The sequence below is a fragment of the Williamsia sp. Y853 genome, assembly GCF_056786495.1.
On the sequence record NZ_JBXCJC010000001.1, the window covers coordinates 881,735 to 901,711 of the forward strand.

The 19,977-nt window shown below is 63.0% G+C and carries 16 protein-coding genes; 6 read left to right on the top strand and 10 right to left on the bottom strand.

Annotated elements, in window-relative coordinates; all coding sequences use genetic code 11:
- Positions 1 to 59: 59 nt before the first annotated feature.
- The 5 genes from AC1TPF_RS04350 to AC1TPF_RS04370 all read right to left on the bottom strand — a co-directional run bounded on the left by AC1TPF_RS04350 (position 60) and on the right by AC1TPF_RS04370 (position 3,757).
- Entirely contained in the window at positions 60 to 428 is a 369-nt protein-coding gene (locus tag AC1TPF_RS04350; protein ID WP_482142788.1) for a DUF1622 domain-containing protein, read from the bottom strand.
- A gap of 55 nt (positions 429 to 483) precedes the next feature.
- Complete coding sequence (locus tag AC1TPF_RS04355) at positions 484 to 738, bottom strand: hexameric tyrosine-coordinated heme protein (RefSeq protein WP_482142790.1); 255 nt, start codon at positions 736 to 738, stop codon at positions 484 to 486.
- A 288-nt stretch (positions 739 to 1,026) separates the two neighbouring features.
- The gene (locus AC1TPF_RS04360) at positions 1,027 to 1,836 is read right to left on the bottom strand and encodes an alpha/beta hydrolase (protein WP_482142791.1); all 810 of its coding nucleotides are present in this window, start codon (positions 1,834 to 1,836) and stop codon (positions 1,027 to 1,029) included.
- Between the two features lie 150 nt (positions 1,837 to 1,986).
- Positions 1,987 to 2,919: an NADP-dependent oxidoreductase gene (locus AC1TPF_RS04365; protein WP_482144026.1), complete on the bottom strand. Its 933-nt coding sequence runs from the start codon at positions 2,917 to 2,919 to the stop codon at positions 1,987 to 1,989.
- Positions 2,920 to 2,938: 19 nt separating this feature from the next.
- Positions 2,939 to 3,757 (bottom strand): alpha/beta hydrolase, encoded by an 819-nt coding sequence (locus AC1TPF_RS04370; protein ID WP_482142793.1) that lies wholly within the window; start codon positions 3,755 to 3,757, stop codon positions 2,939 to 2,941.
- A 225-nt stretch (positions 3,758 to 3,982) separates the two neighbouring features.
- Here AC1TPF_RS04370 and AC1TPF_RS04375 point away from each other — a divergent pair, with 225 nt between their 5' ends.
- Entirely contained in the window at positions 3,983 to 6,655 is a 2,673-nt protein-coding gene (locus AC1TPF_RS04375) for a helix-turn-helix transcriptional regulator (protein ID WP_482142794.1), read from the top strand.
- An 85-nt stretch (positions 6,656 to 6,740) separates the two neighbouring features.
- Here AC1TPF_RS04375 and AC1TPF_RS04380 read toward each other — a convergent pair whose 3' ends face one another.
- Together AC1TPF_RS04380 and AC1TPF_RS04385 are read right to left on the bottom strand one after the other, a co-directional pair.
- Complete coding sequence (locus tag AC1TPF_RS04380) at positions 6,741 to 9,647, bottom strand: ATP-binding protein (RefSeq protein WP_482142795.1); 2,907 nt, start codon at positions 9,645 to 9,647, stop codon at positions 6,741 to 6,743.
- A 373-nt stretch (positions 9,648 to 10,020) separates the two neighbouring features.
- Positions 10,021 to 11,001, bottom strand: coding sequence for a bile acid:sodium symporter (locus tag AC1TPF_RS04385; RefSeq protein ID WP_482142796.1), 981 nt, complete (start codon positions 10,999 to 11,001; stop codon positions 10,021 to 10,023).
- Positions 11,002 to 11,231: 230 nt separating this feature from the next.
- Here AC1TPF_RS04385 and AC1TPF_RS04390 point away from each other — a divergent pair, with 230 nt between their 5' ends.
- Positions 11,232 to 11,474, top strand: coding sequence for a DUF3263 domain-containing protein (locus tag AC1TPF_RS04390; protein WP_482142797.1), 243 nt, complete (start codon positions 11,232 to 11,234; stop codon positions 11,472 to 11,474).
- 34 nt (positions 11,475 to 11,508) lie between these two features.
- On the opposite strand, the gene AC1TPF_RS04395 is transcribed toward AC1TPF_RS04390, so the two are convergent.
- Positions 11,509 to 12,657, bottom strand: coding sequence for an acyl-CoA dehydrogenase family protein (locus tag AC1TPF_RS04395; protein WP_482136335.1), 1,149 nt, complete (start codon positions 12,655 to 12,657; stop codon positions 11,509 to 11,511).
- A 192-nt stretch (positions 12,658 to 12,849) separates the two neighbouring features.
- Between AC1TPF_RS04395 and AC1TPF_RS04400 the strand changes: the two genes are divergently transcribed.
- Positions 12,850 to 13,731, top strand: coding sequence for a sulfurtransferase (locus AC1TPF_RS04400; RefSeq protein ID WP_482142798.1), 882 nt, complete (start codon positions 12,850 to 12,852; stop codon positions 13,729 to 13,731).
- 32 nt (positions 13,732 to 13,763) lie between these two features.
- Here AC1TPF_RS04400 and AC1TPF_RS04405 read toward each other — a convergent pair whose 3' ends face one another.
- Positions 13,764 to 14,660, bottom strand: coding sequence for a universal stress protein (locus tag AC1TPF_RS04405; RefSeq protein ID WP_482142800.1), 897 nt, complete (start codon positions 14,658 to 14,660; stop codon positions 13,764 to 13,766).
- A 186-nt stretch (positions 14,661 to 14,846) separates the two neighbouring features.
- Here AC1TPF_RS04405 and AC1TPF_RS04410 point away from each other — a divergent pair, with 186 nt between their 5' ends.
- The 3 genes from AC1TPF_RS04410 to AC1TPF_RS04420 all read left to right on the top strand — a co-directional run bounded on the left by AC1TPF_RS04410 (position 14,847) and on the right by AC1TPF_RS04420 (position 18,288).
- Positions 14,847 to 15,701 (top strand): helix-turn-helix transcriptional regulator, encoded by an 855-nt coding sequence (locus AC1TPF_RS04410; RefSeq protein ID WP_482142801.1) that lies wholly within the window; start codon positions 14,847 to 14,849, stop codon positions 15,699 to 15,701.
- 126 nt (positions 15,702 to 15,827) lie between these two features.
- The gene (locus tag AC1TPF_RS04415) at positions 15,828 to 16,550 is read left to right on the top strand and encodes an SDR family oxidoreductase (RefSeq protein ID WP_482142803.1); all 723 of its coding nucleotides are present in this window, start codon (positions 15,828 to 15,830) and stop codon (positions 16,548 to 16,550) included.
- A gap of 166 nt (positions 16,551 to 16,716) precedes the next feature.
- Complete coding sequence (locus AC1TPF_RS04420; RefSeq protein WP_482142805.1) at positions 16,717 to 18,288, top strand: HNH endonuclease signature motif containing protein; 1,572 nt, start codon at positions 16,717 to 16,719, stop codon at positions 18,286 to 18,288.
- A gap of 83 nt (positions 18,289 to 18,371) precedes the next feature.
- Here AC1TPF_RS04420 and AC1TPF_RS04425 read toward each other — a convergent pair whose 3' ends face one another.
- Positions 18,372 to 19,964: a SulP family inorganic anion transporter gene (locus AC1TPF_RS04425; RefSeq protein ID WP_482142806.1), complete on the bottom strand. Its 1,593-nt coding sequence runs from the start codon at positions 19,962 to 19,964 to the stop codon at positions 18,372 to 18,374.
- Positions 19,965 to 19,977: the final 13 nt, after the last annotated feature.

Here is a 19,977-nt window from a genome sequence, read left to right on the forward strand (position 1 = left end):
GATGCGCACGGCGACTCTTAACATCGTGGGTGGGCAGCAGTGTCCACTTCTGTTGTGTTCTAACTTCTGCGTACTTGCGGGGTGCCTTGAGTTTCTTGTTTCTGCCAGGGCCAGCGGCCGGTGATCTCCAGTTCCAGAGAGAAACTCAAGAATGTCCGTATCAGCACGATGCCGGCGAGGACGGCAACGCTTCCCATCGTCGGTTTAGTCGCTACGGTGCGGATGATGTCCGCTGCAACGAGGAACTCGAGGCCGAGCAGGATTGATCGTCCTAGCCATTGTCGGAACACGGTGTAGACGTTGGTCTCATGGTGTCGAAATCGGTTTGCTGCGACCGCAAGGGCGACGAGTGCGCCTATGACGATCGCAGCGACACCGATCCCGTCGATAGCTTGGCCTGTGCGGGTGACGAACTCATCAAAGTTCATGTCGTCTACCTAGGGGCTGGGACGGTTCGGGATCAGATGGTGATGAGCTTTTGGTTCACGGCCGCCAATAGTTGTTGGCCGCAGCGATGATCTGGAATTCGAGGGCAACGACCTGGCCGGCGGCGATGAGGCTGTCCGGGGATGTGGAGTAGACAGGGCGTCCGGCGACAAGGACATCGAGGTCGGGCTGGATGTTGTGGATGGTGTGTCGGGCGATGGCGAACGCTAACGCCCGTCCGGCCTCGGGTGTGTCCGTGATGAGGGTGCCACCCGGGATCATGGTCAATTCGGAGTCTGGAACTCGGTTCATTTTTTCTTCTCCTGGTACGGGGCCTGTGGTGCTGATGGGCTGTGCTGGTGGGCTTTGTTTTCGGTCACATCTCGAAATCTATGATCTGTCCAGGTGTGTGGACTAGAGCCATGCGACTGCTTTCCGTTTCTTGGTCAATCCTCCTGTCTGTCCGAGTTTTTGGATGGGTACCGCTGGGCTGCCGGATGTTTTCTGGGTTGCCGGCGCGGTGTCCTCATCCACCGCCGTGGAAGCGGTCCTCAACCCCGGCTGTATCGGTGGCGGTTGTTCGGTCAATCGGCCCCTCGGTCAGCTTCCTGCGGCGGCTGCGGCTATCAGGTCTGCCACTGCGTGCGGTTGCGACACGAGGACTGCGTGCGAGCCGGGAACCGAGGTGATGTGTGCCGAGGCCCGTTGTGCCATGGCGAGTTCCGATGATCGGGGGATCACCCTGTCGTTATAGGGAACCAGCGCCCAGCTCGGTGTTGTCTTCCACAGGGGGACGCCGGTGGGCTCGAGGTTGGCGCTCAGTGCTTGCGACTTCTGGTGGGCGAACATGGTTGCTGCGGTCGCGTTGGAGACATCCTGGGCGAACACGCTGTGGAAGGATTCGGGGGAGATGTACGCGTCCACGTTCTTGCCGAATGGCCCGGTCGGATCGTCGACGGCCTTGACTTGCAATGCTGGTGGCAGAAGTTGTGATCCGGGGTATTGGATCGGGTTGAGCGCGAGCATCGCGGGTTCACCCTGGGCCGGGATGAACGCTGCGACGTAGACCAGTGCTTCCACGTTGGATGCGTGGACGTTGGTGGCAACTACTCCGCCGTATGAATGGCCCACCAAGATGACGGGTCCAGGAATTGCTGAAATGACCCGGTCGACGCCACGGGCGTCGTAGGACGGTCCGCGCAGGGCGATATCGGGCACTACGACGGTGTATCCGCGGCCCCGTAGATCCCGAGCGACGCCGTCCCAGCTGGTTGCATCAGCGAAGGCGCCGTGTACCAGCACAACCGTCGGTAGCGGGTCAGTAGCTGCTGCCGCGCCTGCCCCGACCGAAAGTGCCGAGATGGTTACCAGGGCGGCGGCCGCGATCGAACGAAAGCGATTCAGCTTCATAGCATTCTCCTTGTGTGAGGACTAGCGGGGCGATGGATGGTGGCGGTTGCCGTCAGTGTTGGCAGTTGCGGAGACGGAGTGTTCGCACCTTCATTCCTTCTCGGTTGTGTGCATGTTGTTTGGGTGTGACCTTTGGAGCATTCGTTGTGATCAGTCCCGGACGATCAGAACGGTCTTGCCCGGTGCGCGTTGCGGGCGCCGGCCGCTCTCGAAGGCGGCTCGGCCGTCGGCCAGGGCAAATGTGGCCGCGATGGTGGCGTGTAGACGGCCGGCATCGACCAGCCCGGCAAGACGCGATAATTGGGCCGGATCCGGCGTCACGATGAAGAACGTCGCGTCCACCTCGTAGGCGTCCGCCATGCCCACCGGCGGGGCAGCGGACAACGTGATCAATCGTCCACCCGGGCGCAGCACCGTGAACGAGCGCTCGAGCGTTTGACCGCCCACCGTGTCGATGACCACGTCATAGGTGGCGTCGACTGTGTCGAACTCGACGGTCCGGGTATCGATGGCGCGTGATGCGCCAAGTCTTTTCGCGAGATCACGTCCCTCATCGCTGCGCACAGTGGCGGTGACATCGGCCCCGAGGCTGCAGGCCAATTCAACTGTGAGGGCACCGACGCCACCGGCACCTCCGTGGACCAGCACCCGCTCCCCTGGCTGTACCCGTGCGTGCTCGACGAGTGCTTGCCAGGCCGTGAGCCCGGCCAAGGGCAACGCCGCCGACTCGACGTGCGAGACCGTGGTGGGCCGGGCCGCCAGGCCTACCGCCGGCACCGTTACGTACTCGGCCGCAGCGCCGTCGCGGTCGAATGCAATTAACCCGTAGACCTCGTCACCGACGGCGAATCCGCTGGACTCTCCCGCGGCGGCTATCACGCCGGACACTTCGTGCGAAGGGATGATGGGTGTGCGATCAACGTTGTCTCGCATCCATGTCTCTGGCCACGTCAGCTCGTCGAACGTGATCGCAGCGGCGTGTACGGAGATCAAGACTTCTCCGGGAGCTGGCGCGGGCATTGGCGCTTGTTCGACGGTCAGGACCTCGGGTCCGCCGCGTCGGTGAGCACGTAGGGCGGTCATGTTGGTCATCGCAGATCTCTCAGAATCCCTTGGTCGCGAGCCAGCCCAGGGTCACGTCGGCGACATCGCGCCATCCGTTGTCCATGGTCAGGGAGTGACCGCGGCCCTCGAATTCGTGGAGAGAGGTATCGGACTGTCCTTTGGCATACATGGCGTACACCTCTTTGGTGACCTTCAGCGGAACGGTGTGGTCTTCTGTGCCTGATGTCAGCAGCAGAGGCCCTCGCTTGGCCAGGTGGGTGTCGACCTGCGCAGGCGAGTGCGTCGAGAAGTTGGCAGCCGCATCCTCGAACAGTGGCCGTCCGGGGCCTGGGATGGTCCAGCGGTCGTGGAGGTTGTCTGATTCTTCGTCGGTCAGGGTGTTACCGAATGCGTAGCGGAATTGCTTGGCATTCAACGACACTGTGCGTTTGCGGTTACCGGGGTTACCGAGTACCGGAAAGGCTGAGCGAAGTTGTGCCAGTGGCAGTGCTTTGACGCCCTTGATGGGCGCGGGGTCGATCGCGACCGCCGCCGCCGCGAGACCGGCCGCGAGAAGTTCCTGCGCGATCAGCCCGCCGAACGAGTGGCCGACGATGATTGGCTTTGCCTCGGTGTTGGCGGCCGCGATGTGCTCGGCGTAGTGGGCAACGATCTGTTCGATGCCCACATCGTTGAGGGCGTCGGCGTTCTCCCTGGTCGCAGCGACGGTGTCGCTATCGCCTGGCCAGCCCGGTGCTGAGACGGCGTAACCATGCTCGGAGAACAACTTGATCCAGGGCTCCCAAGCACTCGAATGGATCCACAGACCGTGGATGAAGATCACGGGGTTGGTCTTGGCGGGCGAGGGTGTGGTCATGTCTCGGTTCCTTTCATAGTGGTGCGTTCCTGGAGAGATCAGATAGTCCAGCTCGCCGTTGGTGTCGATGACGGGTGACCGAGCGAACGACCGCTCCTCTAGGTTGCGCCGCAGGTCATGGCCGAGACATCGGTCAAGTGACTGCACGGCTACTGCAACTGCGTTACGTCACCTACGTGCAGGCGCGCGGTGTTGTACAACATGAGGGTGCGGGCAGGAATCAAAATGGTCGGGCGGGAAGACGAGCTGGGCGAGCTCGACCGATTCTTTTACGGCTCTGGCAGGGCGGCACTGGCGGTCCGCGGTGAAGCGGGCGTCGGCAAGACCGCGTTGACCAGCGATTTGATCGATCGTCTGGCTCTGCGCGAGGACTGGCGGGTGCTGCGCGCGATCGGCGTCGAGAGCGAGCAATCATTCACCCTCGGCGGAGTGAACCAGATGGTGTTCGGCCTGCGTGAGATGGTGGCGGGCCTCGACGCGCATGACCGCGAAGTCCTGGCCCCGGCATTGGGTGCCGAACCGGTGCAGGCGCCGTCGCCGATGCCGTTGGCGATGTCGCTGCTCAACTTGCTCGGAGCGGCCGCCCGCGAGCAACCCGTGCTGTTGGTAGTCGACGACGTCCACTGGCTCGACGAAATGAGTGCAGCCGTTCTGAGCGCGGCCGGCCGGCGCACGTCAGACCCCCGACTGCGTATCGTTGCCGCCCTTCGACCACAGCATGGTGTCGAGTTCTCCACCGCGGGATGGATGGAACTGAACCTCAGGCCCCTCGAAACAGCAGACGCGATCAAGATTGTCGACGGGATGGCATTGTCGCTCAACGCGACCACCCGGGGGACAATCCTCGACTTCGCTGAAGGTAACCCGCTGGCCCTCGAAGAGCTGGCGCGCTGCGCCGACCAGATCGATACCTGGACCGTCTCGCTGCCCTTGACCGACCGGCTCGTCTCCGTATTCGGCGGTCGTCTGCGCCAACTCGACTCGCGGGTGCGCACCGAACTACTCCGAGCGGCCCTGGACGGCGCCCGGGCCAACACATCCGCGGACGCGCGGTCGCGCTACACCATGGTTGACGTCGAGCTCGCCATCGAACAAGACCTATTGATGATCAGCACCGTCGGCGACATCGTTTTCCGGCATCCGCTGGTGCGCGCAGCGGTGATCCATCAAGCAAGTGCGGCCGAACGGCGCGACGCACACGCACATCTGGCGCAGCTGTACGACGACGTTCTCGTTCGTCGCGCCACACACCTCAGTGCGGCCACAGCGGCGCCCGACCAGTCGGTAGCCGACCTCCTGGAACAAGCTGCGCGGCTGTCGATCCGGCGCGGCGGGGCGACAGTCGCAGTCGATTGGCTCAGCCGCGCATCCGAGCTGAGTACCGATCGATCACGACGCGACGCGCTACGCGCTGAGGCCGCATTCGTCGCCTCCCAATCCAGCCGATTCGACGACGCACAAGCGTTGGCCGACAACGACGATTCGATCACCGCTGTGATCACTGGCTCCTATTTGGCGTTATACCGCGACGGCGAGGTGTACAGAACCCACCACCGCCTCCTCAACGCACTCGCGCAAGCCGATCTTCTCGACGACGCGACCACAGTTCGGGTGACCAAGCTTCTGTTGGCTATTTCTTTGTACAGCGGCGACAACGACCTTTGGACACTGACAGACGACAGCGTCGACCGTCTTGCCGAGCGAATGGATGCTGACGCGCTGCTTTTTCGCGACTCGTGGGGCGACGTCGCGCGGCGCGGACACAGCGTGCGGGCCCGGCTGACCGGACTTCACGACGACAGACACAGCACCGGCGAACCCTGGGACGTGACGCGCATAGCCGTCAGCGCCTACTACGTCGACGGGCTCGCAGACTATCGAGCAACGTTGACACGTCTTTTCGAACGCGATCACGACCGGGGCGCGGTGACCAACGCGTTGACGATGTTGCACCTGCTGGTCCTCGATCAGATCAATTCCGGTGAGTGGGCCACAGCCGAGCAGTCTGTCCAGACAGGACTGGAATTGTCGACAGCACACAACGTCGAACTGTTTCGCTATCAGTTCATCGCCTACGACGGCATGCGTGCCGCCTGTGCCGGTGACGTCGACAAGGCACGATGGTGCGCCGCGCAGATCGAAGCATGGGCAGGACAGCGACGATTGGGACTCTTACTCGGTTTCGCGTATCGCATTCCGGTCCTGACCGCGCTCGCCGAAGCCGATCACGAAAGGGCCTACGCCGCGGCGCTGCGGATCTGCGCACCCGGGGAGTTCCCCCGGTATTCGCACCACTCGATCGACGCACTCCTCGACTTCGTGGAGGCCGCTGTCCGTGCCGGTCACCACGACGCTGCGCTCGCACACGTGCGCGAGGCGATACGGCTCCGGCTCGGCGAGATCTCCCCGCGCCTCGACGCACTGACGACTGCCGTCCAGGCCATCACAGCATCTGACGATGACGCAGACGCGCTCTATCGGACCGCCCTTGCGCATCAAGGACTGTTCAATTTCCCCTTCGAACGCAACAGAATTCGTCTCGCTTACGGTATGTGGCTCCGACGGCGCCGGCGAACCTCCGAGTCCCGCGACATGCTGACCCTGGCCACCGACGGTTTCGAGAGACTCGGCGCACCAGCGTGGATTGAGCACGCCCGTACAGAGCTGCGCGCCGCCGGCGCGACAGTCAAACGTTCCGACACCGCGACAGCGCTCACCGCCCAGGAACACAAGATCGCCGCACTGGCAGCAGCCGGTCAAACGAACAAACAAATCGCCGCAGCGCTCTACCTGTCACCCCGCACAGTCGGGGCCCATCTGTACCGAATATTCCCCAAACTAGGGGTAACCAGTCGAGCCGGTCTCGCGCAAGCACTACAAGACTTGCCCACCGAATAACGCTCACGACGACGGCCCACTTCAGCCCAGCGGCCCCGCTGTTGGGTTGCTACCACCTCAGCTCGATCCATTCGCTGGGGCACCCTCAATCGTCGTAGGTCTTTTCCTGCGCCCATCGTGTCCGTTCGAGTGCCGACCGCAATTGGCCACGGGAGGACACCCCCAATTTCGGAAAGAGCCGGTATAGATGCGATCCGACAGTTCGATGAGACAAATACAACTGCTGTCCGATCTGTCGATTGGTCAGGCCGTCGCCCGCTAGTTGCGCGATCTGGAGTTCCTGAGGAGACAAAGCTGCCGTGCTCTCCACTGGCTGCTCGCCGGTAGCCTCGCCGGTCGCACGCAGCTCGTGTCTGGCGCGTTGAGCCCACGGCGCCATGCCGAGTGCATCGAAGGCGTCGCGCGCAGCTCGAAGTGGAGTGCGTGCCTCAGCGGTTCGGTGTTGCCGCCGGAGCCAAGAGCCGTACTCGAGCAGCAGTCGCGCTCGGTACCACGGCCAGTTCGACAGACTCGATGCCAATGCTTCACGAAAGGCGGATTCGGCATGTTCGTCGTCAGCTAGCAAGGGCCGTGCGTATTGCAAGGCGGCCTGGCTCCACGGCGACGCCAGGGATGTTTCCGCTTGCCGATATATGCGCCCGACCACCTCAGCTACTTCGCGACCGTGCCCGCTGCGCAGCCCCGCTTCGACCAGGTCGCCAAACGCCCACACACTCTGCACCTGATGAAAAGCCGGATCGGCCACATCAAACGAACGGACGAGTTGAGAGAAGGCCTCGTCATAGTGACCTTGTCCGATCAACGCGATCCCCCGCATCAATTGCAACCCGCACAGCATCGGGTTCGATCGCAGAGGAAGGACAATCCGCTCCGCCTGCTGCGCCAATTGGTAGGCGCTATCGGCGTCACCATGAAGGGCGTCAATCAATCCTTGGCCCATCATCGCCGAGGCCAGCCACAGCTGTTGACCCGTTTCCGCTGCCAGCCGCTTTGCTTCATCGATGGCAGGTACAGCTATGGCCCAGTCCGCCATGGCAATCGCGGTCCATGCCCGTACCAGCAGCACCCTGGGAAGGCTGGCGAGATGGCCGCGCGCACGCACGTCATCAACCACTCTGCGTTGCAGCGAAGCAATATTCGTGTCGCAACCGATAAGAAATACCGATACAGCCAGCTCCGCGGCATGCGGATCGGCGAGTTCGTGTGGTCTCATCCGTCTGACCCGCTCGACGATCATCGGTCCGTATGTACTGGGGTCGGTATAGCCAATGATCGACAAACGCCGAGGATCATCGGTAGTGACCTGGAGTAGATCTGTTGTCGCGATGATCTGATCCCGGGCGGCCTGTCCTGGATCTCCAGACCAAGCATGAGCGGCCGCTGCCAGTAGGATTTGCACCGCCAATTCAGTGTGCCCACTATCGATTGCCGTGAGCGCCAGGTCTGCAAGGGCTCTGACTCGTCCTCCGTCTCCCGGCGTTGCCGGCTCAACCGCATCGACCACCAGAACCGCACGGATGCGATTGATCAAACCCTCGACGATGGGGGCCGCATTCTGCACGAGCTGAGCCGCGCGCTCGACGTCGCCGATGGCCAGGCGGATCTCGGCGGCCCTCAACAGCCGGGCACCCCGAGAAGGAACACCCGGGCTCAAGGCTGCCGCCCGCTCCCACGCATCCGCGCTCGCTTCGCGTGCACCCCGCTTTTCGGCCTCGATGGCAACGAATTCGACCGCATTCGCCACGTGTTCGTCGGGTTCCTTCGCCGCTGCGGACAGATGCCACGCGTGACGTTCTGGGGTTTCCACAAGCAGGAGGGCGAGCGCTGCGTGCGCACGGGTACGCTCAGGCAGTGTCGCACTCTGATAAATAGCCGAGCGCATGAGCGGATGCCCGAACGCGAGTCGATTCCCCTGTATATCAATAAGTTTGGCGTCTACTGCCTCTGAGAGCGATTCCACCGACAGCGGCCTGCGCGCCGACTGGTGGGCGGCCGCAGCGCGGAGTATCACGGCGAGATCCGCTGAATCGTCTGCTGCAGCAATGATGAGGACCAGACGCGTCGTTGGGTTCAACTCACTGAGCCGAGCGGCGAAACTCCGCTCCAGGCGCTCGGTCAGGGGTGGTTTGTTACCACTCTCGACCGCTTGGGTGCGGTGATACGTTCTCGGCAATTCCACCAGCGCCAGTGGATTACCCTCAGCGACAGTCAAAATCCGCTGCCGGGTTGCCGCGCTCAATAGTGGGTGTTGGGTGCGCAGCATCTCAGCGGCCGCATAACGTTCTAACGGGTCCACTCGGATGATCGGCAGGTCAGCGGCTGCAAGCGGCGATCGGTATCCGTCACGCATCGCAGCAATCAGTACGACCGGATCGGCGGCGACTCGGCGGCCGACAAACGCCAGCACCTGCGATGACGCCGGATCGATCCAGTGAGCATCGTCAACAACGACCAACAACGGCTCCGCCGTCGCCAACTCGGTCAGCATTTCCAATACTGCGAGTGCAACGAGGTAGACATCTGGAGGTGGTCCGTCGATCTGCCCGAATGCGGTCCGCAACGCCTCACGTTGTTTGGGCCATAGTGTCTGAACACGATCGTTGATCGGCCGCAACAATTGGTGCAAAGCCGCATACGGCATCGCCATCTCCGATGGCGAACCACTTGCCTGGAGTACACGCCGACCGCGAGCGCGCGCCCGTTCAATCGTCACCTGCAGCAATGCGGACTTGCCGATTCCCGGCGAACCGACGAGCAGGACCGCGGTCCCACTTCCTTCCGTGCAGGCAGCTTCGAGTACTCCGAGTTCGGCCTCACGCCCCACCATGGCCGGTGCCGCCTGGCCAGCGTTCACCACGACACCCTTCGGCCCGGGGTTACCATGCGCACCACTCAACCACCGTCTTTTACAATGTCCGAATCTTGCTGGCTCAGAACACCGATCACCGATGCGGAAGCATCGATTTGGGGCCGACGTCCGGAAGCCAGTCATCCTGCCCTGGGTCGAACATACGGCACACTCACGGCTTTTGTGGTCCCTACGAGGCGCCTTGAATCGTTACCCAATAGCCAAATACACGGTCGATGTACCCCTGCTGGTCGATCCGATCACCATTCGCCCCACGTGAGAACGCCGCCGCGCTCACGCAATCTGGGGCGCCATCCACAGACGGCCTCAAATCTGCAATCAGAGTCGTCCACCCATTCGCGGACGGGCGATCGCGGCTCCCAGGCGATCTGGCTGGACGCCGTAGTAAGAGGACTACCGCGGTCGAACGATTTGGATACGCATGGGTCTCGCCGCCGAGCAACAAGCTCAGTTGCGAGCGCCGCACTGACGGTTGCGAGGTGTGTGCGCCGGTTCGTCAGGAGGTATGAGCCGGTACGAGTTTCGGGATCACCCGGACGTAGATGACCATCCCGACCACTTCGACGAGGGTCTGGGTGACGACAACAACGGCGGCAACCTCGAATCCGGCGGGTAATGCCAGCGCCAGTGGCATCACCACCAACGAATTGCGGGTGGCCCCGCTGAACACCACCGAACGTCGACCGGCGGTGTCGAGTGAGAACAGCGCGGCCACCAGTGCCCCGGCGCCGGCCATGACGATCAGGAAGACCACGTAAACCGGAACCACCGCAACAACATCGCGGTAGTTTCCGTCGAGTTTGGGCAGCTGAGAGCCGACCACCGCGAACAACACCACCGCCATCAGCGGGACCATGGTGGCGGTGGCCGCGACCTCGAGTTGCCGAATGATCTTTGTGCGCCCCGCGGACCACTGGGTGGTCCAGGCCAGTGCCAGCGGGACGACGATCAGGAACAGGAAGGCCCGGGCAAACGGCCGGAACTCGACCACGTCGGTGAGATCCGATCCCATGAAGAGCCATAGGTAGAGCGGGAGTAGCGCCATCTGGAGCAAAAGCAGGAGCGGTGTGGTCGCTATCAACCGCCGGCGACTGCCGCCTGCGAGACCCGCGAACACGATGACGTAGTCGACACACGGGCACAGCAGGACCAGCAGAACACCCACGCGCACAGCCTGTTCGGAGGGCAAGAAGGTGAACAGTGCGCCGACCACGGCAGGTGCCATCACAAAGTTCACCACCAGCAGCGCGGCGACGAACCGGTGGTCGCGCAGTGCACGTCCGAGGTCGGTGGCCGGGACCTGAAGAAAGGTCACGTACAGCAAGGCGCCCAGGGCCGGGTTGATCACGGTGGCCAGTGCAGAACCGGATCCCGGCGCCGCCCAGGCCACTGCCGCACCGGACGCGATGGCGCCGAGGTAGATGGCGACCTGATGCCGATCCAGCTGGTCGAGAAGTCTCGATGATGACTCGGACAACTCGTCGGCTCCCGTGCTCGGTAGGTGGCGTTACTGCAGTGGACGCGGTACCCCGTGCCATCTTCGCAGACCGGCATGTAGTCGTATGGCGACTGCTGTCTCCGACGCGCACGCTCCGAACATCGCGGCTCGCGGCAGCGTTCACCTGGTGTTAACGCCACCAGCTGTAATCCGCTCGAATGACGTCGCCGGTGTGCGAAATGGGATGCGGCCAAGCGATAATTGGACACATGGCCAAGGCACACGACAACCTCGATGACCAGCCCGCGGACATCCTGGGCTTCGCGCGCCGCTGGTATCTCTTCGGCGGTGGATCAGCCGAGGACATCCTCGTGGAGTTCGGTATCACCGAGCACGAGTACTTCCGTCGGCTCGGCGCGGTGCTCGACACTCAATCGTTCGATCCGGGTGACGACGAAATCAAAGCGATCTGGGTGGTCGTCGCGGCGCGGCAGAACCCCGACATCCGCTAGCGTCGAGTCCCACCGCGCCGGGCGGTCTTCCGGGTCAGAGTGCTCGCGCGATGATCGTCTTCATGATCTCGTTGGTGCCGCCGTAGATCCGCTGCACACGGGCGTCTTCGTACATCCGGCCGATCAGGTACTCGCGCATGTAACCGTAGCCACCGTGGAGCTGTACGCAGCGGTCGACAACCTCGCAATGCCGATCGGTGAGCCAGTACTTGGCCATGGCGGCAGTCGTCGGATCGAGTTCTCCGCGCAGGTGCTGCTCGACGCAGTGGTCGAAGAAGACCTGGCTGGTGAGCGCGATCGTCTGGCATTCCGCCAGTTCGAAGGCGGTGTTCTGGAACTCGAAGATGCTGTGACCGAAGGCTTGTCGTTCCTTGGTGTAGCGGACTGTCTCTTCGATGGCCCGCTTCATCGCTCCGGCCGACTGGGCGGCGATGATGAGCCGTTCCTGTCCGAGCTGGGTCATGAGCTGTGCGAAGCCCTGACCTTCCTTGTCGCCCAGCAGGTTTGCCACCGGCACCCGCACGTCGGTGAACGACAGTTCTGAGGTGTCGGCACCGTGCTGGCCGACCTTGTCCAGGACGCGTCCGACGACGAAGCCGTCGCAGTCGCGGGTGTCGACGAGGACCAGAGACACGCCCTTGGCGCCGGCCTTGGGGTCTGTCTTGACCGCGAGGACGATCACGTCGGCCGTGGAACCGTTGGTGATGAAGGTCTTCGATCCGTTGATCACGTAGCTGTCGCCGTCGCGGATGGCGGTGGTGGTGATCGCCTTGAGATCGGAGCCGGTGCCCGGCTCGGTCATCCCGAGTGCGCCGAGCAGCTCGCCGCGTGCCATCTCGGGCAGCCACGCGCGCTTCTGTTCTTCGCTGCCGTACTCGTTGATGTAGTGGGCGACGATCCCGCTGTGGATGCTCAACCCCATCGCGAAGTCGCCGGCGTAACCCTGGGCCTCGAGGACCGCGAAGTCGTGCGCGAACGTGCCGCCACCGCCGCCGTACTCCTCCGGGATCGAGCACAGCAGCAGGCCGAGTTCGCCGGCCTTGCGCCACACATCGCGATCGACGCGGCGCTGGTTGTCCCAACGTTCCGCGTGGGCCATGACCTCACGCTCGAAGAATCCGCGAGCGAGATCGGAGACGGCCTGGACCTCGTCGTCATACCAGGACGGTGTGTGGTTGATCATCGTTGTTCTTTCTGCGGTGAAATATGCGGGGTATGGCGGCCCCGCGGTCGGCAGCGACGACACTACCCGCCGCGCGCGATGACCCCCGGTTGCGTTCAGTGAGGTCGCCGACCGGCCGTGCACGCGAAGCTTGGTATTAGCCTGGCGGTCAGGGGAGGGGGTTCGAACACATATCAATTGATGGGAGGCCTCATGAGTACCGAGTCAGTCCCAGCCACCGTCGACGTTGCCTGGCTGCGCGCCCATCTCGGCGATCCAGATCTTGTCGTGGTCGATTCCACTACGCATCTGCCGATCCCGAAAGATGGCCCCTACGTACCGGAGTCGGGTCAGCAGACCTACCACGCCGAGCACATCCCAGGAGCGCTGTTCGCTGATCTGCTCACCACGTTTGCCGACACCGCCAGTGACCAGGCGTGGACCGTGCCGAGTTCGGAACAGTTCGCCAAGGTCGCCGGAGCGCTGGGCATCGGTACCGGCGCGACGGTCGTCGTCTACGACCAGTCGCAGGGCTTCTGGGCAACCCGGTTGTGGTGGCATCTGCGCCTCGAGGGCTTTGACAATGTCACCGTGTTGGACGGTGGCCTGTCGGCTTGGAAGGCAGCCGGATACGACACCACCGACGCCTTGTCGGTCCCGACACCGCGCAGCTTTGTCCCGAATCGACGCCCTGAACTGCTTCGTTCCACCGATGACGTGTTCGCGGCGATCGACGACGAGTCGACCATCATCGTCAACGTCCTCGACGAGGCCACCTACCGCGGTGAGACCACGAATTACGCCCGCAACGGGCACATCCCGGGCAGTATCAACCTGCCTGTTTTCAACGTCCTGGACCTGGAGAACGGTGGCTTCAAGCCGGTCGAAGAGTTGAAGGCAATCCTTGACGAAGCGGGTGTGCTCGACGCCGACAAGAAGGTGATCACCTACTGCGGTGGCGGGATCGCGGCCACCGGTGTGGCCCATGCGCTGGCGCAGGCCGGCCGCTCCGACGTCGCAATCTATGACGGATCGATGACCGCGTGGGCCGCCAACCCGGACCTGCCGCTGGTCAAGGGCTCGTCACTGCGCTGATCGAGACGCCTGGGGTCACGGCAACGGGTAAGTCAGCGAACGACCAAGACAGAGCATTCGGCGTGGTGGATGAGGCTCTGGCTGACCGAACCGAGGACAGCGCCGGCCATTTTGCCGTGACCCCGGCTTCCGACCACCACCAACTGGGCCTCCTGCGACATCTTCTTGAGGCCCTTGGCCGGGCCGCTGTCGGTGTAGACCTTGTGGATGTGCGCGCCGGGGAACTCCTTGCGCAGGGGTGCCAGGAGTTCGTCCATCTTCTCTTCCTGATTGGACTTCAACAGGTTCATCAGGTTCCAGTCGACCGGACCCTCGCCGTATCCGAGTCCGATCGCGGGACCGGTTTCCCACATGTGGGCCACCGTCACCGGTGCGCCAAGGGTGTCGGCGACATAGAACGCCGCACGCATGGCACGGAGGGAATTCTCGGATTCGTCGACGCCGACCACCACCGGCAACGGTTTGCCGGTGCGGGTGGCCTCGGATTCGCGCCAGACCAGTACGGGGCACTTCGCCTGATTGACGATCCGGATGACGTGGCCGCCGAGCACCAGATCGCTCGCGGCGTTGTGCCAGTGCGCGCCGACAACGATCAAGCGCGCGGTCTCCGAGCTCTCGGCAAAGACGGTGGGCACGGATTCATTGACGATCCGGCGGCCGATCGTCAATTCGGGGTGGCGTTCGCGGACGACGCTCTCGGCATCGTCGAGCTTCTTGTTGCCGTCGGCGGCGAGTTCTTCGGCCAGCGACTCCGGGCTGAACACCATCGCGTTCGCGAAGTACCACTCGAGCCGGGGGATGGCGTGCAGCAACTGCAGTGGAGATCCGCTACGGGCGGCAAAATCCGCTGCCCACCGTGCGGCACCCAGGGAGCCCTCTGAACCGTCGATCCCGACAACTACCGGTGCGCTGCTTGCCTCGGCGTTCATCCCACGTCCTCGTCTCTCGCATCACCTGCCGGACTGGTCCGATCGAATGTCCGGCGCAGTTCGAACTCTATGCCCGGGTGTGTGTGGTTACAACGAACCAGAGGTCGCCGCGGATGTCGAGGCCGTCATCATCCAGGGAGCGCGGCACCCTGGCTCACCGACGATGTCGCACCTAAGGTGAACGCAGTGAACAAACAGGGAGAACTAGGGGCCTACCTGCAGGCCCGGCGGGCCGCGGTGACGCCCGCAGACGTCGGGATGCCGGGTTCGACCGGTCACCGGCGGGTGGCCGGGCTCCGTCGCGAGGAGATCGCCACGCTCGCCGGGGTGAGTGTGGACTATTACGCGCGTCTGGAACAGGGGCGCGAAAGACATCCGTCGGCGGCCGTGCTGAATGCGTTGGCCAGAGCGCTCCGGCTCGACAGCGGTGGGAGAGAACACCTTTTCCAGCTTGCCGATGTCGCCTTTCGTCCGAGCCCGGTGTCCAGGCGCGCACGTCCGTCACCAAAGCTGCAGATCATGCTCGATGCCTGGACCGATACGCCGGCGATGATCATCAACGACAGACTCGACGTCCTGGCTTCCAATGCCCTTGCCGACGAGCTCTATTCGCCGTTCGAGAGTTTTGACAATGTGGCGTTGATGGTGTTCCTCGATCCGGCGGCACCGACGTTCTTTGCCCGGTGGCATCTTTCGGCCGAGACCTGTGCGGCCAACTTGCGAACGGTGATCGGCCGGGACGGCTCTGACGCCGAGCTTCGGGAGCTGCTGGAGCAACTGCTCGCCAACACCGAGTTCCGCCGGTATTGGAAGCGACATGAGGTCCGAGGAAAGACGTCGGAGTCCAAACACTTCGTACACCCCGATGCCGGCGAATTCACCTTGGACGTCCAGGTGTTCGACATCCGGGAAGCGCCTGGGCAGCAACTGATCGTGTATACCGCGGAACCCGGTACCCCGGCCCGCGACGCTCTTCGCCTTCTCGGTGCCCTGGTCGCGACCCGTTCGCAGGCAGCCGAACCCGGATCCCGTCGCAGCTGACCGAGTCCGACGGCTGTCTGAGGCTGGGTGTGCCACTCCTCGGGTCGATAAGTCCTGGTACGCAAATGATTCCGCGACCATCATGGTAATCGGAATCAAAATCCGTACGAGACAAGGACATAACCGATGGACAAGATCGTTCTCATCACCGGCGCTTCCAGCGGAATCGGCGAGGCAACCGCACTGCACCTGGCCGAACAGGGCTGCACCGTTGTGCTGGGTGCCCGACGGATCGACCGCCTGCACGCACTCGTCGAGCGGATCGAGGCATCCGGCGGCCGAGCCGCCGCGCACACCCTGGATGTGACCGACCGCGGTGACGTTCAGGCTTTCGTGGAGGCAGCCCGCACCGAGCACGGTCGGGTGGACGTGCTGGTCAACAATGCCGGAGTGATGCCGCTGTCTCCCTTGAGCTCCGGCAAGGTCGACGAGTGGGAACGCATGATCGATGTGAACGTGCGCGGGCTGCTGTATGGCATCAACGCGGTCCTACCGGTGTTCACCGAGCAACACGGCGGGCATGTGGTCACTATCGCTTCCGTTGGGGCTCATCAGGTGTCGCCCACCGCGGCGGTCTATTGCGGGACCAAGTATGCCGCCTGGGCCATCACCGAAGGCCTTCGGCAGGAGAGCGAGCCGTGGCTTCGGGTATCCACGATCACCCCGGGCGTGGTCGAATCCGAGCTGGCCTCGACAATCACCGACAAGAGCGCACAAGAGGCGATGGCGGTGTACCGAGCCAACACGATTGCGCCTTCAGCGATTGCCCGCGCGATCGGGTTTGTCATCAACCAACCCGATGATGTCGATGTCAACGAAATTGTGGTGCGTCCGGCCGCGCAGCGGTAGGGCGAATCCCGGTCTGGTTGGTAACCCGCACGAGGTGCGCAACACGTTGTCTCGCAGAGGGTTTGTCTTGCAGGGGCACCAGCTCCATTGCTCGAACAAACATTCGACACATCGGGTATTCCGGGGTATTCTGGTTGAAAGCTTTCGATCAGATGTGCTGGGGGGCATGATGACTGACGATCCGTCTGATGAGGTTCCGGTTGATTCGTCTTCGGTTCCGGTGTTGGTGCGTAAGTACCTCGAGTTGGAGTTGCTGCTTGCCGATATCAATGATTGTTCGTCGTCGGATATGTCGGATGCCGAAGTCAATGAGATTGTGCGGGTGCATGAACGGATCGTCCGCAAGCTCGAGTTCACCGGGTTGCGTCACCTGCTGCGGGTCTCGAACCGGTCATCGTTCACCGATGCCGGCTATTCGTCACTGTTCGGGTTCACCCGCAGCGAGTTGCGGTTGACCAAAGGCCAAACCACCTCCAGGATCCGCGGCCTGGAAGCAGTCGGCCGATTCCACACGATGCAGGGCGACGAGCTGGCACCGAAATGCCCTGCCGCCGAACAGGCCTGGTCCCAAGGACTGATCGGCGCAGCACATATGGATGTGATGCTAGATGTGCGTAAACACATCCCGTCAGCGTCGGATTCGGCAGTGTATGACGTGGTCGATCATTGGATGACCGAAGAAGCCGTCGGCCAGGACCCCACCCAACTGGCGGCGTCGGGCCGGCAAGTGCTGGCCCGGGTCGATCCCGATGGCCGGTTGACTGACGATTCGGATCGGGCCCGTAAACGTTCGGTGAGTTTGGGTAATCAGGGTGTGGACTTGATGGCCAAAATCTCGGGCACGCTGGATCCGGAAACGTTGGCGTTGTTCACGACGGTGATGGATGTCTGGGCCGCACCTGGCATGAATAATCCGGCCGACCCGAACTCGCCGTCCGGGGCCAGCGATGATCCGAAGCAGGATCCGGAGTTGATGAAGGCTGCCGCCGAGCGTGATACCCGCTCGATGGGCCAGCAGCGCCACGATGCCTTGAAGGCGATCTTGAAAACGATTCTGGAGTGCAACCTGCTCGGCACATCGCATCGGGGGTTGCCGGCGCAGCTGATCATCACGATGACCAAACAACAGCTCGACGACTGTGCCGGCATCGCAAAAACCGCCTCCGGCGTGGACATTCCGGTCAAAGAAGCCCTGCACCTGGCAGCGCGCTCGGACAAATACTTGGCGGTGTTCGCTAGCCACAGCGCCGAGGTGCTGTATTTCGCCCGCGCCAAACGCACCGCGCAGAAGGGTCAGCGGTTGGCGTTGTTTGCCCGCGACCGCGGCTGTTCACACCCGGGTTGCACCAATCCGGCGACCTGGGTCGAGGCCCATCACCTGATTGCCTGGATCAATGGTGGGCTGACCGACATCGATCTGATGGGATCAGCGTGCCCGCCACACCACAAGTTGGTGGGCGACGGCCCTGGTCAGTGGCAGACGGTGATGATCACCGAGGGTCCTGACAAGGGCAGGGTCGGTTGGATACCACCAGCGTCGGTGGATCCAGAACGCAAACCGCGGGTCAACCGTGCCCAGCACGTCAACGAAACCTTCGCAGCGGCCTGGGAAAAGACTCTCGCCGACCGCCGGGCGGTGTTGGCTGAAAAGCTGACGGAACTGACCGTACGCGAATCTAAGGTCCCACCGGAACCGGAACCGGAACCGGACATCGACAATCCCGATCAAATCGAATGACCGCTGGTTCGGGCAGGTTTCGGACTTCACGGCACGGGCAGCGCCCCGACCGCCAGGCCGGGGCGCTGCTGTGTCGACAATCGCTACTCGGCCATCACATCGGACTCGTCGTGGACGACTTCCTCCTTTGCTCCGGGCAGGAATGAGTATGCAAGGCAGACGATTCCGAAGAACAAGTAGCCCAGCACGACTTCAGGGGCGGCATTCCAGGCGATCTCCGGTGCGTGGATGAGACCGATGAACGCCAGCACGGCGCCGACCGCAGAAGCGATGGCGGCGTACAGGAACTTCTTGTCGATGATGAAGGTGACCATGGTGCCCAGCACCAAGCCCACCAGAACCGCACCCTCGCCGAGTACCTTGAGGCCTTCGTAGACCACACCCGCCTCGTTCAATGCGCCCAAGCCGACCTCACCGGCACTGGTACCGGCGGCAGCCAGAGCGTTGTCGATGAGCCCATGGGCCCACTGCGCGAGGTTGGGCAGGATTGCCGCGACCACCGCGATGGCGTGGATCCGTGGAACCGCCTGGAAGGCCTGCGCGCCGATCAACAAACCGATGTACAGCAGAATCGGCACGATCGCCGGAACAGGTAGCAGCGCTTCGAGTATCCCGAACAATCCCAGGAAACAGAGCAGGCCGATCGCCAAACCGCTGGCCAGTGAATAACTTGCCCGGCCACCGGCGTCCTTCCACCCCGGGTGGCCGATGTAGACCGCCGGTGGGAAGGGGGAACCGAACCCGGCACCGATGCAGGCGCCGGCACCGTCGGCGAGGAGCACGCTGCGTAGGTTGTAGTTGTCTCCCGCGGCAGCTGCGCTCTCCACGTTGCTCATCGCTTCGGTGAAGTTGTAGATACCGAGGGGTATTGCGGTGCCGAGAAGTGGTGCGAGGTCGGCCAGACCGTCGAACAGCATGTCGAATCGTTGGTCGGGAATGCCCAGCGCGATGTTCTCGACGGCGTCGCCGACCGCCGGTGCATCCATGAATCCGCCGGCCCAGCCGATGGCGGTACCGACGAGCAGCGCAGCCAAACCGACCGGAACATTGCCCGGCAGGCGAACATTGGTGAAGAAGCCGATCAAGATGATCGCCAGTACCGGCAAGCCGATCCATGCGGCCTCCCACATCTGGGCGGCAGGCCGCATGGAGATGAAGGTGATGGAGATACCGGCCAGGGTGCCGAGCATCGCTGCGCGTGGCGTGATCTTGCGGATGTACGGGCCCACAAAGGCTCCGATCATCACGATCACGCCGATCATGAATGCCCATGCCAGACCCGCTTGCCAGGCTGCGACGGCGTTGTCGGTGCTCAGGTACACCGGCAACATCACCACGAACACGACGATGAACATGTGCGGAACGCTCGGGCCGTAGGGCAAAGCGGTGACGTCGGTGCGATTTTCCTTGCGGCCCAGGCGCCGTGCCAACCACGTGTAGTAGAGATTGCCCAGGATCAGGGCGACGCCGAGGGCGGGGAGCACGGTACCGAAGACGTCGCCTTCGTTGACGCCGACGACGTAGATCAGGAGTCCGGTGAGGGTCAGGACGTTGACGAGGATGTTGAATCCGAGGCCGAAGAAGGCGTTGGTGTCACCTCGGGTCCACCAGGGGATGGTCACGGGTCCGTCCGGCGCGGCAGGGACAGGGGTCTTTTCGTTGACTTCAGTGGTCATGACTTCTGGTTCC